The organism is Nocardioides sp. P5_E3 (genome assembly GCF_054049275.1).
Genome location: NZ_JBFUMR010000040.1, coordinates 1 through 13,874, shown reverse-complemented (window position 1 = coordinate 13,874; position 13,874 = coordinate 1). Strand labels below are relative to the sequence as shown.

The window sequence follows — 13,874 nt, the reverse complement described above, 5'->3', positions numbered from 1 at the left end:
TCGCACCCGCCGCTGGGGAAGGATGGAGAAGTGACCGAGGAGACGCACGTCCAGGGCCCGACCATCCGACCCCGGCGGCTGCGGCGCACCCCCGCGCTGCGCCGCATGGTCGCCGAGACCCACGTGGTGCCCAGCTCGCTGGTCCTGCCGGTCTTCATCCGTGAGGGTCTCTCGGACCCGCACCCGATCTCCTCGATGCCGGGTGTCGTCCAGCACTCCCGCGACTCGCTCAAGCGGGCGGTCGCCGAGGCGGCCGAGCTCGGCCTCGGCGGGGTGATGCTCTTCGGCATCCCCGAGCACAAGGACGCCACGGGCTCCGGCGCGCTCGACCCAGCGGGCGTGCTCAACCTCGCCATCACCGACGTCGTCGCCGAGGTGGGCGACCAGCTCACGGTGATGTCGGACCTGTGCCTCGACGAGTTCACCGACCACGGCCACTGCGGCCTGCTCACGCCCGACGGCGAGGTCGACAACGACCAGACCCTGGCGGCGTACGCCGAGATGGCCCTCGCGCAGGCCGCGGCCGGGGTCGACATGGTCGGCCCCAGCGGGATGATGGACGGCCAGGTCGCGGTCGTCCGCAAGGCGCTCGACGACGCCGGGCACAGCCACGTGTCCGTGCTGGCGTACTCCGCGAAGTACGCCTCCGCCTTCTTCGGCCCCTTCCGCGAGGCCGTCGACTCCTCGCTCGTCGGTGACCGCCGCACCTACCAGCAGGACCCCGCCAACGCCCTCGAGGGCGTCCGGGAGGTGCTCCTCGACGTCGCCGAGGGTGCCGACCTCGTGATGGTGAAGCCGGCCCTGCCCTACCTCGACGTCGTGCGCCGCGTGCGCGACGCCGTCGACGTGCCGGTCGCCGCCTACAACGTCTCCGGCGAGTACGCCATGCTCGAGGCCGCCGCGGCCAACGGCTGGATCGACCGCGAGGCCGCCATCATGGAGACCCTGACCTCGATCCGCCGGGCCGGGGCCGACGTCATCCTCACCTACTGGGCCTCCGAGGCCGCCCGCCTGCTGCGCGCCTGAGCCCCGTCAGGGGTTCATCAGGTTGGCGATGCAGGCGTTGAGCGCCGGCACGTCGAGCGCGGAGATCCCGCTGGCCAGGCATTGAGCCTGGGCCTCGGCCCAGGTCAGCGTGGCGGTGATGGTGTTGGTCGGCAGCGTCGGCGTGAGCGTCGGCAGCGGCGTCGTCGGGTCGACGGTCGGCACGACCGTCGGGTCCTTGGTCGGGTCCTTGGTGGGGTCCTGGGTCGGCGACTGCGTCGGGTCCTGGGTGGGGGTGGGGCTCTGCGTCTGGGTGGGGCTCTGCGTCGGGGTCTGGGTGGGGGTCGGGTTCTTGGTGGGGGAGGACTCGTCGTCCTTCCCCCCGTTGCCGCCCTTCCCGCCGCCGTCGCCCCCCTTGCCGCCGTTGCCGCCGGTCGAGGAGGTGGGGTCGGGGGCGATCACGCCGGAGGTGAGCGTCGAATTCGGTACGGCGCTGAAGTCGCCGTCCATGTAGGCCTGCATGATCTCCAGCACCAGGTCGACGTAGTCGTTGGAGTGGTTGTAGCGGTAGACCGAGGCCCGCTGGCCCTTCTCCGACGACAGGTCGTCGTCGCCGGAGCAGAGGTAGACGGCGGTCGCGAGGGCCGCGTCGTCGACGTCCTGCGGGTCGCGGGTGCCGTCGTTGTCGCCGTCGACCCCGACCACCGACCACGTCGAGGGGATGAACTGCATCGGACCCACGGCCCGGTCGAAGCGGGTGTCGTCGTCGTACTGCCCGGCGTCGGTGTCGAGGATCCGCTGGGTGTCGTTCTTGCCGTCGAGCGCGATGCCGAAGATGCCGGGGCGGGCGACGCCGCGGTCGTCGAGGGCGTTGCCGCCGAAGCGGCCGTGGTCGGACTCGACCCGGCCGATCGCGGCGATGAGCTCCCACGGCAGGTTGCAGCCCTTGTCGGCCTCGTTGATCACGGCCTCGGCGCGCTGGTAGGCGGAGAGCGCGGCCTGTGGGATGTCGCTGGCGGAGCCGGGGGTGAGCGAGGCGGCGCGGCTCACCGCGTCGCCCACGCTGGCCGGCGCCTCGATCGCGGCGGTCGGCAGGACGGTGCCGTCGGGGAGGGTGTGCGTGCCGTCGGGGTCGGCGCTCGCCGGGTCGACGCCCACGCCTGCGAGGTCGGCGGTCCACGCGGCGGAGAGCACCGCCAGCGGGATGATGGCGATCGCTCGGTGCAGTCGGGTGGAACTCGACATGTCGTGCGCACTCCCCTTGGTCGGTGTGGAGTCCTCGTACCCCCTCCGGGCACGTCCACACCTCGTCAACGACGATTCGTCACACCAAGTTACGCGCGCGTCGCCTGTGCGCCAACCCACATCCGTGGGAAGCCCGCGCGCACCGAATGGGGATCCCTTGCGCACCTGCGTGACAATGACCCGGTGACCTCCGCGACCATCCCCTCGACGACCGCGGCCAGCGAAGCCTGGTTCGAGCGTGCCCGGGCCGTGACGCCCGGCGGCGTGAACTCGCCCGTGCGCGCGTTCACCGCGGTCGGCGGGACGCCGCGCTTCATCACCTCCGCCTCGGGAGCCTGGCTCACCGACGCCGACGGCAACGACTACGTCGACCTGATCTGCTCGTGGGGTCCGATGCTGCTCGGCCACGCGCACCCCGACGTGCAGGCGGCCGTGGCCGGTGCGGTGGCCCGCGGGACGTCGTACGGCACCCCGACGCAGCCCGAGGTCGAGCTGGCCGAGGAGATCGTGCGGCGTACGCCGGTCGAGCGGGTCCGCTTCGTCTCCTCCGGCACCGAGGCCACCATGTCGGCGATCCGGCTGGCGCGCGGCGCGACCGGTCGCGACCTCGTCGTGAAGTTCGCCGGCTGCTACCACGGCCACGTCGACCCGTTGCTGGCCGAGGCCGGCTCGGGCGTCGCGACGCTGGCGGTGCCCGGCACCAGCGGCGTGCCCGCGACGTCGGCCGCCGAGACGCTCGTCCTGCCCTACAACGACCGCGCCGCCGTGGCGGCCGCCTTCGAGGCCCACGGGTCGCGCATCGCGTGCCTGATCACCGAGGCCTCGCCGGGCAACATGGGCGTCGTGCCGCCGGCGCCGGGCTTCAACGCCTATCTCGCCGAGACCTGCCGCGCCCACGGCGCCCTGTTCATCAGCGACGAGGTGATGACCGGCTTCCGCGCGACCGAGCAGGGCGGGTGGGGCCTCGACGGCGCCGTCGAGGGCTGGACCCCCGACCTGATGACCTTCGGCAAGGTGATGGGCGGCGGGTTCCCGGCAGCGGCCTTCGGCGGTCGCGCCGACCTGATGGCCCACCTCGCGCCCGAGGGCCCCGTCTACCAGGCCGGCACGCTCTCGGGGAACCCGGTCGCCACGACGGCCGGCCTCGCCACCCTGCGGCTCGCGACGCCCGACGTCTACGCGCAGCTCGACGCCACCGCGCAGACGATCCGCGCGGCCGCCTCCGAGCACCTCCGGGCGGCTGGCGTCCCGCACGTCGTCCAGACCGCCGGCACCATGTTCTCGGTGTTCTTCCGCGACGGCGCGGTCCGCGACTTCGCGGGGGCGAGCCAGCAGGACACCGGCGCCTACGCCGCGTTCTTCCACTCGATGCTCGACCAGGGCGTCTACCTGCCCCCGTCGGCGTACGAGGCGTGGTTCGTCTCCTCGGCGCACGACGACCGGGCCCTGTCCACCATCATCGATGCCCTGCCGGCCGCCGCGTCCGCGGCCGCTGCGGCGGGAGGTCACTGACATGGGAGTCCAGACCATCGTCCACCTGCTCCGGCACGGTGAGGTCCACAACCCCGGGGGCGTCCTCTACGGCCGGATGGACGGGTTCCACCTGTCCGACCTCGGCAACCAGATGGCGCAGCGGATCGCGGAGACGATCGGCGACCGAGACATCGTCCACCTCCGTACGTCGCCGCTCGAGCGGGCGCAGGAGACCCTCGCGCCGCTGGCGGCGCGGCTCGCGATCACTCCGCAGCTCGACCCGCGGGTGATCGAGTCCGGCAACAAGTTCCAGGGCATCGACTTCGGCGACGGCGCGAAGACGTTCCTCAAGCGCCCCGGCCTGCTGCGCCACATGTACAACCCGTTCAAGCCGTCGTGGGGCGAGCCCTACGACGAGATCGCCGGCCGGATGATGGCGGCGGTCCACGACGCACGCGAGTCCGCGGCCGGCCACGAGGCCGTCGTGGTGTCCCACCAGCTGCCCATCTGGACGACGCGGCTGTTCCTGGAGAAGCGCAGCTACCTCCACCACCCCAAGACCCGCCAGTGCACGCTGTGCTCGCTGACGAGCGTCGTCTTCGACGACGACCGGGTGACGCAGGTCCGCTACTCCGAGCCCGCCGGTGACCTGATCCCGGTGGGCGACCGCTCCGCCCCGTTCTCGGCCGGTGGTGCACCACAGGAGGACCGGCCCTGAAGCTCGCCCGCCTGCTCCTCGGCCCGCTCCTCGGCCTCGCCTGCCTGCTCGCGCTCGGAGGTTGCTCCGGCCTGTCCGGGACCGGTGACAAGGGCTACATCTCCGGGACCGGCGTCCCGACGGAGGTGGCGCCGGCCGACCGCGGCGAGCCCGTCGACCTCACCGGCACCGACCTCGAGGGCGGCGACGTCGACCTCGCCGACCTGCGCGGCGGGCCGGTCGTCGTCAACGTCTGGGCGTCGTGGTGCCCGCCGTGCATCAAGGAGCAGCCCGACCTCAACGAAGCCGCGGCCGCGCTCGGCGACGACGTGCAGTTCATCGGTCTCAACATCCGTGACGCCTCGCAGGACGACGCAGCGGCCTACGTCCGTGACCTCGACGTGCCCTACTCCTCGATCTACTCCGCCGACGGCTCGGCGCTGCTGCCGTTCGCCGGCACCCTGACGCCGCGGTCCATCCCGAGCACGGTCGTCCTCGACGCCGAGGGTCGGGTCGCGGCGTCGGTCAACGGCCGGATCCCGACCACGCAGACGCTGGTCTCGCTCGTCGAGGCGGTCCGTGATGAGTGACTGGTTCCAGGAGACGGCGCTGTCCGGGTCGATGGTGCTGGCCCTCCCGGTCGCCCTGGCCGCCGGCCTGATCTCGTTCTTCAGCCCGTGTGTCATCCCGCTCCTGCCGGGCTACCTGTCCTACGCCACCGGCATCTCCGGGGGAGACCTCGACCAGGCGCGCCGCGGCCGGATGGTGCTCGGTGCGACGCTCTTCGTGCTCGGCTTCTCGGTCGTCTTCGTGCTGCTGGGCAGCCTCACCGGCGCGGCCGGGGCGTGGCTGTTCACCCACACGCGCCAGCTCAACGTCGTCCTCGGGGTCATCACGATCCTGCTCGGCGTCGCGTTCCTCGGCGCGTTCGGCTTCCTGCAGCGCGACTGGCGCATCCACAAGGTGCCCGCCGTCGGGCTGGCGGCGGCGCCGCTGCTCGGCTTCCTCTTCGGTGTCGGCTGGACGCCGTGCGTCGGCCCCACCCTGGCGGCGATCAACGTGCTGTCGGTCAACGAGGCGACCGCCGCTCGCGGTGCGCTGCTCTCGGCGGTCTTCGCTCTCGGGCTCGGGCTGCCGTTCATCGCCGCGGCCTTCGCCTACCGGCGCATGCTGGGCGCGTTCGCGGTGATCCGCCGCCACCAGATGCTTGTCGTGCGCCTCGGCGGCGTGATGATGATCCTGGTCGGCATCCTGCTCGTGACCGGCTGGTGGGACCGCATCGTCCAGTGGCTCCAGCTACAGGTGGTCCAGGGATTCACGGTGCCGGTGTGACCGACCTCCAGCCCGACCTCCGGCAGCGGCCCTCCGACGACCGTCAGGCGACCGCGCTCCCGAGCGACCTCACGACCCGCGAGCTGGCCCGGTGGTCGTGGCGGCAGCTCACCTCGATGCGCACCGCGCTGGTGCTGCTCCTGCTGCTGGCGCTCGCAGCGATCCCCGGCTCGGTGATCCCCCAGGAGAACATCGACTCCCTCGCGGTGTCGCAGTGGCGCGACGACCACCCGCGGCTCGCGCCGATCTGGGACCGCCTCGACCTGTTCTCGGTCTACGGCTCGGTGTGGTTCGCCGCGATCTACATCCTGCTGATGATCTCGCTGGTGGGCTGCATCATCCCGCGCCTGTTCGTCTACTACCGCGCGATGCGCGCCAAGCCCCCGAAGGCGCCGCGCCACCTCTCGCGCCTGCCGGAGAGCACGTCGTACACCACCGACGAGGACCCCGACGCCGTGCTGGCCCGTGCCGCGCGCGTGATGAAGGGGCGGCGCTTCCGCGTCCACTACGTCGAGGACGAGTCCGACGCGGTCGCCGCCGAGCGCGGCTACCTCCGCGAGGCCGGCAACCTGGTCTTCCACCTCGCCGTGATCGTCGTGCTCGTGGGTGTCGCCGCCGGCAGCCTGTTCGGCTACAAGGGCGGCGTCATCCTGCTCAACGGCACGGACTACGGCTTCTCCAACAACCTGACGCAGTACGACGACTTCGCCCCGGGCGCGCTCTTCGACCCCGACGTGATGGAGCCGTTCTCCTTCAGCATCACCGACTTCGACGTCGACTGGCTCACCGAGGGCAAGCGGGCCGGGATGGCGCGCGAGTTCGTCGCGAAGCTCGACTACACGACCGAGCCGGGCGGCGAGGACAAGACCTACGACCTCAAGGTCAACCACCCGCTGTCGATCGGCGGCACCGACGTCTTCCTCATCGGTCACGGCTACGCGCCGGTGATCACGATCCGCGACGGCGAGGGCGAGGTCACCAAGAGCGGCCCCGTGGTCTTCCTGCCGACCAACGCGCAGACGTTCGAGTCGTTCGGCGTCGTCAAGGCGCCGTTCGCCAAGCCCGGTCAGATCGGCCTCGAGGGCGCGTTCTACCCGACCTTCGCGATGGGCAGGGACGCCGACGGCAACCTCACGATGCCGGCGTCGGTCTTCGGCGAGGCGCTGGACCCGCTCATCTCGATGAGCCTGTGGACCGGCGACCTCGGCCTCCAGGACGGATCGGCCTCGTCGGTCTACGTCCTCGACAAGGCCGACGCCACCCAGGTGATGAAGCCCAACGGCCAACCGTTCCGCATGGACCTGCGTCCCGGCGAGACCGCGACGCTGCCCGACGGCCTCGGCACGGTGACGTTCGACGGCCTGCAGCGGTGGAACAAGATCCAGGTCAGCCGCAGCCCGGGGTCGTTGGTCGCGCTCTCCGGGGTCGTCGTCGCGCTCCTCGGCCTGCTCGGCTCGCTCTTCGTGCGCCCGCGCCGGATGTGGGTGCGCGCGCGCCGGCAGGACGACGGCACCACGCTCGTCGAGGTCGCCCGCCTCGACCGGTCGTCCGGTGGGGACCCCGAGGACGGCGCCGCCGAGCTCGGGGAGGTCGTGGCAGCCTTGCACGAGGAGACCGGCGTGAAGACCGACAGCAACAGGAAGGACGAGTCGTGACCGACGCACAGTGGGAGGTGTTCAGCTACGAGGCCGTCATCGGCGCCGCGGTGCTCTACTTCCTCGCGATGCTGGCCTACTTCTTCGAGCTGGCGAGCCTGCGCACGGCGAGCAAGGAGGTCGAGACCGTGTCCGTCGGCGCGGACGGCGGCGGTGCGAACCACGCCGTCGCGGTCGACCAGGAGCCCGTCCCGAGCCGCCGCAGCGAGGTCGCCGGCCGCCTGGGTCTCGTCCTGACCGTCTTCGCCGTCGCCGTGCACTTCGTCGCCCTCGTCGCGCGTGGCCTCGCGGCCGACCCCAACCGGGTGCCGTGGGGCAACATGTACGAGTTCACGATCTCGGGCACCTTCGTGGTCGCCCTGATCTTCGTGCTGGCCACGCTCCGCATCGACATCGAGTGGCTCGGGCCGCTCGTCACGACCTTCGTGGTGGCCGCCCTGATGGCGGCGTTCCTCGGCCTCGACGACGCGGTGCTGCCGCTGCCCGACGCGCTCAACTCGCCCTGGCTGGTGATCCACGTGGTGTCGGCGGTGATCTCCACCGGCGCCTTCACCCTGGGTGCGCTGCTCTCGGGGCTCTACCTCGTCAAGTCGCGCTCGTCGGCGACCACCGGCTACCTCGCCCGCGTGCCCGAGCCCAAGGTCCTCGACCGGCTCTCCTACCGGATGCACGCCTTCGGCTTCCCGGTGTGGACCTTCGCGGTCCTCATCACCGGTCCGATCTGGGCGCACCAGGCGTGGGGGGCCTACTGGAACTGGGACCCCAAGGAGGTGTGGGCCTTCATCACGTGGGTGGTCTACGCCGCCTACCTGCACGCCCGCGCGACCGCGGGCTGGCGCGGCCGCAACGCGGCGATCCTGGCGCTGGTCGGGGCCGCGACGCTGTGGTTCAACTTCATCGGCATCAACTTCTTCAGCTCCAGCAGCCAGCACTCCTACGCCGAGGGAGCCGCGCCGGAGATGTCAGTCGTCCTCCGGCTTGCGGGGCCGGTCGAGGTTGCGCAGGAAGTCGGGGTCGTCGTCGGGTCCGATCACCCGCGGGCGTGACGTCCCGCCTCCGTCGAGACGACGCAGCGTCAGCCTGACGAGGAACCACACGACGACCGCGATCAGGGCGACGACGAGCAGGACCTTCAGCATTCCTCCAATGTAGTCGCCACGACCTAGGCTGGGGGCGTGAAGGAGTTCGTTGTCTACACCGCCATGCGGGTCGTGCTGTTCCTGGCGTCGTTCGGTGTCGTCGTGGGCGTGATGGCCCTCTTGTTCGACGGTCGGTACAACCTCTTCTGGGCCGTGATCCTGGCCTTCCTGATCTCCGGCATCGCGTCCTACTTCATCCTCAACCGGCAGCGCGAGGCCTTCGCGCAGCGCGTCGAGACGCGCGCGTCCCGGGCGTCTGCGGCCTTCGAGGAGCGCAAGGCGCGCGAGGACCAGGACTGACGCGAGCCTGATCCGGTGCCCGGTCCGATGCCGCTGCGGGTGACGCGGGGCCAGGCGCTTGCCTGGCGGATGCGGCGTCAGCACCTGCTCGCGGGCGCCGCCGACCCGACCGAGGTCGTCCGGACGCTGGCGGCGGTGTCCGTCTTCGGCTCCGACCCCGACCTGTCCGTACGCCGTCGGCTCGCGTCGCCGGGCGAGCCGGGGGAGGTGCAGCGTGCCCTCACCGACGGGCGACTGGTGCGGACGTTCTCGTTCCGCGGGTCGGTGCAGGTGATGGCGCCCGAGACAGCCGGCACCTACCTCGCGCTCCGGTCGGCGGGACGGCAGTGGGCGCTCAAGAGCTGGGTCGAGCACTACCGGCTCGCTCCCGACGAGTGGCCCGACCTGCGGGCGGTCGTCCGCCAGGTCGTCGCGTCCGGTCCGGTGCGACCGCAGGCGGTCGCCGACGTGCTCGCCGGGCACCAGCGCTTCGCCCACCTGGCGAAGGAGTTCGCGGAGCCCAACCACACCTTCCTGAAGCCCTTCGCGTGGCAGGGCGACATCGTGCTGGGTCCCGACCTCTCCGGCCCGCTGGAGCTGCAGAGCCCCGCGCTGGCACCCGGGTGGGCCGGCGTGCCGGACCTCGAGGAGGCGGGACCGCGCGCCGTCCTGGAGTACGTCGACGCCTACGGCCCGACCACGCCGGGGCTCGTCGACCACTGGCTCGGCGGCGGGTTGAGCGCCGGCCGGAAGCGGCTGGAGCGGTGGTGGCGTGAGGTCGAGGGCGACCTCGTCGAGGTCGACGTCGAGGGCGAGGCGCGCTGGCACCTCGCGTCCCGGGTCGACGACCTCGCGACCACGCGGCCCGAGCCGACGGTGGTGCTGCTGCCGGGCAAGGACGACTGGGTGATGGGTCCGGGCACCCAGGACCCCTGGGTCGTGCCCCCCGGGCACCGCACCGCCATGACCCGCGGGGCCAACCCCGTGCTGGCCGACGGCGTCGTGGCAGGCACGTGGCGGGTCCGGGCCGACGTGCTCGAGGTCGATGTCCCGGCGTCGGCCGGGCTGGCGGCCGAGGCGACCCGGCTGGGGTCGCTCCTCGGCGCCGACCTCGAGCTCAGAACCCCGTGAGGTTGTAGGCCGGCTCGCGGAGGTCTGCCATCGCGGCGAAGCGTCGTACGTCGTCGTCCGTGCCCTCGACCCGCCCGGCCCGGCGCAGCTGCGGCACCGGCACGTTGCCGAGGTAGAGCGCGCCGAGGGTCTCGGCCGCGACCCGCACCGTCGCCTCGTCGTCGGTGGGGGTGACCGTCGCGACGCCGTCCCTGGCGGTCACCGCGAAGCGACCGGCCGCGTGCCCCTGCGGGTCGTCGACCTCGAGCACGACCGTCCCGTCGGCCGCCCAGGGGCGGGCCTCCAGCGCCCGCGGGACGTCGAGGACGCGAAGCCAGAGGAACTCCTCGAGCTCGGTGGTCTTCACCCGGTTGAGGTCGGCGAGCGCCCACATCAGCGGGTCGTCGGGGTGGACGATGTTGAAGGTCACGGTCTTCACCCGGTCCAGCGACGCGAGGAACGACCACAGCCCGAGCTGCGCCTGCGGCGTGAGCGCGGCCATCTCGTCGACCTTCACGGTGTCCTTCTCGTCGTGCTTGAAGATCGCGAAGCCGTCGACGCGCCTGTCGTCGTCGAGGTGGACCGCGGTGCGGATCTTGCGGTGCGCGCCGCTGCCGTTGAAGTCGTAGGCCCCGGTGTGCATGTCCTCGTACTGCGCCGGCCACTCGACCGACCCTCGCTGCCGGGCGTGGAAGGTGTCGAAGACCGCCTTCACGTGCGGCCAGGCGTCTGCCGGCTCCAGGAGCTCGACGCGGCCCGGGTCGGTGAACGAGCGGAACGCGAAGCCGGTGGTCGTGTTGACGTCCACGCCCTGCCGGAACGTCGCCGGCCCGAAGCCCCACCGGCCATAGATCGTGGCCTCGGACGCGGTCAGTGCCGCGATCGGGACCCCCTTCGCCACCGCGTCGTCGAGGTCGTCCTCGATCATCCGGCGCAGCAGGCCGCGGCGCCGGTGTGCGGCGCTGGTGGTGACGTCGGTGATCATCCGCAGCGGCAGCAGCTCCCGGCCGGCGTTGAGCGTCTTGTCGAGGCTGGCGTACGTCGCGACCGGCATCGGCCCGGCGCCGAACTCTCCCTCGGGCAGCCACGCGCCGCGGACGATGACCTCGTCGGTGCGGTAGTGGCGGACCCACCGGTCGATGAGCTCGTCCTCGGGGCGGGGGTCACGGAAGCCGCGCAGGACGGCGCCGACCCAGCCCCGGCGCCGGGCGACCGCCTCGTCGGAGTCGTCGGAGAAGTCGAGGATCGCGAAGTCGTAGTCCACCCCGCCACGCTAGTGAGCGCGCCCCGTGCGGGCCACGCGTTTTCCGTGGGTCGAGGAGCAGCGACGTGCCGCTACGACACCAGGAACAGCGGCACCGCGACGAGGACCGACCAGATCAGCTCAGCGGCCCCCGTGGCGGCCAGGACGGGGATGAGGGCCGGCCCCGTGGCGCCGCCCAGGACGGCACGGGTGGGCGGCAGCGCCCGGGCCAGGAAGCCGAGGCCGACGAGCGCCCACCAGGTCGTGGCGACCGCGACGGCGACCACGGCAGCAGCGGCGACGAGCACGAGGAAGGCGTAGACCGAGCGGGTGCGCTCGTCGCCGAGCCGCACCGCCAGCGTCCGCTTGCCGGAGACGGTGTCGGTGGGGATGTCGCGCAGGTTGTTGGCGACGAGGATGGCGCAGGCGAGCGCGCCGACGCCGACACCGGCGTAGAGCGCGGGCCACTCCCACGTCTCGGTCTGGACGTAGGTCGTGCCGATGACCGCGACCAGGCCGAAGAAGACGAAGACCATCACCTCGCCGAGGCCGAGGTAGCCGTAGGGCTTCTCGCCGCCGGTGTAGAACCAGGCGGCGACCACGCACACGAGGCCGACCGCGACGAGCCACCACGCGGTCGTGGCGGCGAGGACCAGGCCGGCCGCGGCCGCCACGCCGAAGGCGGCGAAGGCGGCGGTCTTCACGGCGCGCGGTGACGCCGCTCCCGAGCCGACGAGCCGCATCGGGCCGACGCGGTCGGCGTCGGTGCCGCGGACGCCGTCGGAGTAGTCGTTGGCGTAGTTGACGCCGACCTGCAGGGCGAGGCTGACGACCAGGGCGAGCAGCGCCTTCCACCACACCGCCTCGTCGACGTACGCCGCCACGCCGGTGCCGGCGAGCACGGGCGCGACCGCGGCGGGGAGGGTGCGCGGTCGGGCGCCGGCGAGCCAGTCAGCGGAGGAGGTCACCGGTGGATTCTGGCAGTGGCGCGTCCGCTTCGAGCATCGAGGGCGGTCCCGCCGCCGCCGCGTCGTCCGGCTCGGGGGCGCCGGCGCGAGCGTCGGCCAGGACGTCGGCCGGCACGTGCTGCTCGAGGAAGCGGCGCCCGGCGTGCGCGGAGACGTGGAGCCCCGCCGCGCCGGCGGTGACGATGGCGGCAATGGTGAGCCAGCCGAAGGCGCCCCACTCCATGGCGAGGAAGCCGTAGACCGCCGGCGCCCAGAACCTGCCCAGCGTGCCGCCGAGCTCGGAGACGCCTTGGTAGTCGCCGCGACGTCGCGGGTCCATCAGCTCCGCCTCGAGGGTCCAGCCCGAGGCGGAGAGGAAGAGCTCGGCCCACGTGAGGACGACGTGGCCGAGGAAGAACAGCACGATGGTGATCCAGCCGACCGTCTCGTGCGTCGCCAGCGTGATCAGGCAGGTGAGCACGAAGAAGAGGGTGGAGAGCCGCACTGCTCGCAGCGCTGTGCTGATGTCGTGGATGCCTCGCGACGCCAGCCGGGGGAGCACGATGCACATGAGCGTGTTGGTGCCGAAGAGGATGGCGACGAGCACCTTGGGAGCGTCGGTCTCGGTCACCAGCCAGACCGGGATCACCGTGTGCAGCAGCACCTGGTTCGTCCACATGACTCCCGTGAAGGTGGTCACCGCGATCCAGGCGCGGTTACGGATCGCGGGGATGCCCTCGGGCTTCACGCGCGGCTCGCTGCTGCGAACGTCGTGGCTGGCGTCGGGCAGCCGGAGGATCGCCGCGCTGTTGGCCAGGAACAGCACCGCGCTCAGCGCGGGCGCCCAGCGGAGCGCGTCGGTGCCGAAGGCGATGGCCCCGGCGCCGAGGAAGGCGCCGATGCTGAAGCCGACGTTGAGGGCGGAGTACATGTAGGCCCGGGACTCGACCCGCTCCGCCGGAGGGAGGATGTCGATGACATAGGCGCCGTGGGCCGTCCCGCCCAGCGTGCCCGCGACCTCCATGGCCACCGCGAGGGCGACGTACTCGGGGAAGCTGTCGATGAACGGCCACGCCAGGAACAGCCCCCCCTGCACGACGGCGCTGAGGGACCACATGCGCTTGGGGCCGAAGTGGTCGACCAGCTTGCCCATGGGCACCGCGACCACGAAGCTCGCGATCGCAGCGATGGTGAGGCCGATCCCGACCTGCCCGAGGGACAGGCCGACGACGAGGGTGAAGAACACTGCCGAGCCGGCCAGGAACGTGCCGTCCCCCGACGCGAAGATCAGGGACTGCAGCGAGAGCCGTCCGGCCAGTGCGGACGGAGGTGTGGCATAGCGTTTCAGGGCGGTGAGCATCGCCGATCATCCTCTCCCGCGGCACCGACAGTCGTCCTGCCATTTTCGGACGCGACCGTCGTGACGTTCGTCCCTCTGGTGGTCGAGGAGGTCGCTCAGCGACCGTCACGAGACCCGGCCCGGTCGGGCGAGCACCTTCACGGCGGGTCTGGGTCACCAGGGACCTTGGCGTCAGGGGATTGTTGCAACGCCTGATGTTTGGAGGGTGTTGTGGCTGGACTGAAGTTGGCTGAGTCGCGTCGGTTGGAGGTGATCGGGCTGCTGCGTTCGGGGCTGAACCCGATGCAGGCTGCCCGGGTCAGCGGCGTGTCGAAGTCCTACATCTACGACCTGCATCAGAGCCTCGGTGGCGTGTATCGACCACAGAGTATTGAGTACAGCGGCCGCTACCTGGACCGCGATGAACGCTA

Annotated in this window: 15 protein-coding genes; 10 read left to right on the top strand and 5 right to left on the bottom strand. The window is 71.8% G+C overall.

Annotation, left to right across the window (positions count from 1 at the left end):
• Positions 1–30: 30 nt before the first annotated feature.
• A complete protein-coding gene (hemB, locus tag ACXJKB_RS20425; RefSeq protein WP_457191655.1) occupies positions 31–1,026 on the top strand; it encodes a porphobilinogen synthase in 996 nt (331 codons plus the stop codon).
• 6 nt (positions 1,027–1,032) lie between these two features.
• Here the strand turns inward: hemB and ACXJKB_RS20420 are convergent, their stop codons facing one another.
• Positions 1,033–2,229 (bottom strand): lytic murein transglycosylase, encoded by a 1,197-nt coding sequence (locus ACXJKB_RS20420; RefSeq protein WP_457191653.1) that lies wholly within the window; start codon positions 2,227–2,229, stop codon positions 1,033–1,035.
• Positions 2,230–2,412: 183 nt separating this feature from the next.
• Between ACXJKB_RS20420 and hemL the strand changes: the two genes are divergently transcribed.
• The 6 genes from hemL (at position 2,413) to ccsB (ending at position 8,432) form a co-directional block, all read left to right on the top strand.
• A complete protein-coding gene (gene hemL / locus ACXJKB_RS20415) occupies positions 2,413–3,741 on the top strand; it encodes a glutamate-1-semialdehyde 2,1-aminomutase (RefSeq protein WP_457191651.1) in 1,329 nt (442 codons plus the stop codon).
• Between the two features lies 1 nt (position 3,742).
• On the top strand, positions 3,743–4,420 hold the full coding sequence (locus ACXJKB_RS20410) for a histidine phosphatase family protein (protein ID WP_457191649.1): 678 nt from the start codon (positions 3,743–3,745) through the stop codon (positions 4,418–4,420).
• A gap of 125 nt (positions 4,421–4,545) precedes the next feature.
• Positions 4,546–4,989 carry a TlpA disulfide reductase family protein gene (locus ACXJKB_RS20405; RefSeq protein ID WP_300049351.1) on the top strand — a complete coding sequence of 148 codons (444 nt, stop codon included), beginning with the start codon at positions 4,546–4,548 and terminating at the stop codon, positions 4,987–4,989.
• Positions 4,982–5,731, top strand: a complete 750-nt coding sequence (locus ACXJKB_RS20400) for a cytochrome c biogenesis CcdA family protein (protein ID WP_191194395.1) — start codon at positions 4,982–4,984, stop codon at positions 5,729–5,731. The genes ACXJKB_RS20405 and ACXJKB_RS20400 overlap by 8 nt, the downstream gene beginning before the upstream one ends.
• Complete coding sequence (gene resB, locus ACXJKB_RS20395; RefSeq protein WP_457191646.1) at positions 5,728–7,386, top strand: cytochrome c biogenesis protein ResB; 1,659 nt, start codon at positions 5,728–5,730, stop codon at positions 7,384–7,386. Before ACXJKB_RS20400 ends, resB begins: the two co-directional genes overlap by 4 nt.
• Complete coding sequence (gene ccsB, locus ACXJKB_RS20390) at positions 7,383–8,432, top strand: c-type cytochrome biogenesis protein CcsB (protein WP_457191644.1); 1,050 nt, start codon at positions 7,383–7,385, stop codon at positions 8,430–8,432. The genes resB and ccsB overlap by 4 nt, the downstream gene beginning before the upstream one ends.
• Here the strand turns inward: ccsB and ACXJKB_RS20385 are convergent.
• Positions 8,349–8,525 carry a hypothetical protein gene (locus ACXJKB_RS20385; protein WP_300049356.1) on the bottom strand — a complete coding sequence of 59 codons (177 nt, stop codon included), beginning with the start codon at positions 8,523–8,525 and terminating at the stop codon, positions 8,349–8,351. The genes ccsB and ACXJKB_RS20385 overlap by 84 nt on opposite strands.
• A 36-nt stretch (positions 8,526–8,561) precedes the next feature.
• Between ACXJKB_RS20385 and ACXJKB_RS20380 the strand changes: the two genes are divergently transcribed.
• Both ACXJKB_RS20380 and ACXJKB_RS20375 read left to right on the top strand, forming a co-directional pair.
• Positions 8,562–8,825: a DUF4229 domain-containing protein gene (locus tag ACXJKB_RS20380; RefSeq protein ID WP_457191642.1), complete on the top strand. Its 264-nt coding sequence runs from the start codon at positions 8,562–8,564 to the stop codon at positions 8,823–8,825.
• A 15-nt stretch (positions 8,826–8,840) separates the two neighbouring features.
• Complete coding sequence (locus ACXJKB_RS20375; protein WP_457191640.1) at positions 8,841–9,935, top strand: DNA glycosylase AlkZ-like family protein; 1,095 nt, start codon at positions 8,841–8,843, stop codon at positions 9,933–9,935.
• Here ACXJKB_RS20375 and ACXJKB_RS20370 read toward each other — a convergent pair.
• The 3 genes from ACXJKB_RS20370 to ACXJKB_RS20360 form a co-directional block, all read right to left on the bottom strand.
• Entirely contained in the window at positions 9,922–11,178 is a 1,257-nt protein-coding gene (locus tag ACXJKB_RS20370; protein ID WP_457191638.1) for a GNAT family N-acetyltransferase, read from the bottom strand. The two genes, ACXJKB_RS20375 and ACXJKB_RS20370, sit on opposite strands and share 14 nt — an antisense overlap.
• Positions 11,179–11,249: 71 nt before the next feature.
• The gene (locus ACXJKB_RS20365; RefSeq protein WP_457191636.1) at positions 11,250–12,125 is read right to left on the bottom strand and encodes a 1,4-dihydroxy-2-naphthoate polyprenyltransferase; all 876 of its coding nucleotides are present in this window, start codon (positions 12,123–12,125) and stop codon (positions 11,250–11,252) included.
• Positions 12,109–13,464 (bottom strand): MFS transporter, encoded by a 1,356-nt coding sequence (locus ACXJKB_RS20360; protein WP_457191634.1) that lies wholly within the window; start codon positions 13,462–13,464, stop codon positions 12,109–12,111. The genes ACXJKB_RS20365 and ACXJKB_RS20360 overlap by 17 nt, the downstream gene beginning before the upstream one ends.
• Positions 13,465–13,674: 210 nt before the next feature.
• Between ACXJKB_RS20360 and ACXJKB_RS20355 the strand changes: the two genes are divergently transcribed.
• Positions 13,675–13,874: helix-turn-helix domain-containing protein (locus tag ACXJKB_RS20355; RefSeq protein ID WP_457184448.1), on the top strand; the 200-nt coding region annotated here is incomplete at its 3' end.

Bases quoted from the DNA above. Each gene is read 5' to 3' on its own strand.
- ACXJKB_RS20420 (WP_457191653.1), bottom strand. From the start codon at position 2,229: ATGTCGAGTTCCACCCGACTGCACCGAGCGATCGCCATCATCCCGCTG.
- ACXJKB_RS20410 (WP_457191649.1), top strand. From the start codon at position 3,743: ATGGGAGTCCAGACCATCGTCCACCTGCTCCGGCACGGTGAGGTCCAC.
- ACXJKB_RS20400 (WP_191194395.1), top strand. From the start codon at position 4,982: ATGAGTGACTGGTTCCAGGAGACGGCGCTGTCCGGGTCGATGGTGCTG.
- ACXJKB_RS20385 (WP_300049356.1), bottom strand. From the start codon at position 8,525: ATGCTGAAGGTCCTGCTCGTCGTCGCCCTGATCGCGGTCGTCGTGTGG.
- ACXJKB_RS20360 (WP_457191634.1), bottom strand. From the start codon at position 13,464: ATGCTCACCGCCCTGAAACGCTATGCCACACCTCCGTCCGCACTGGCC.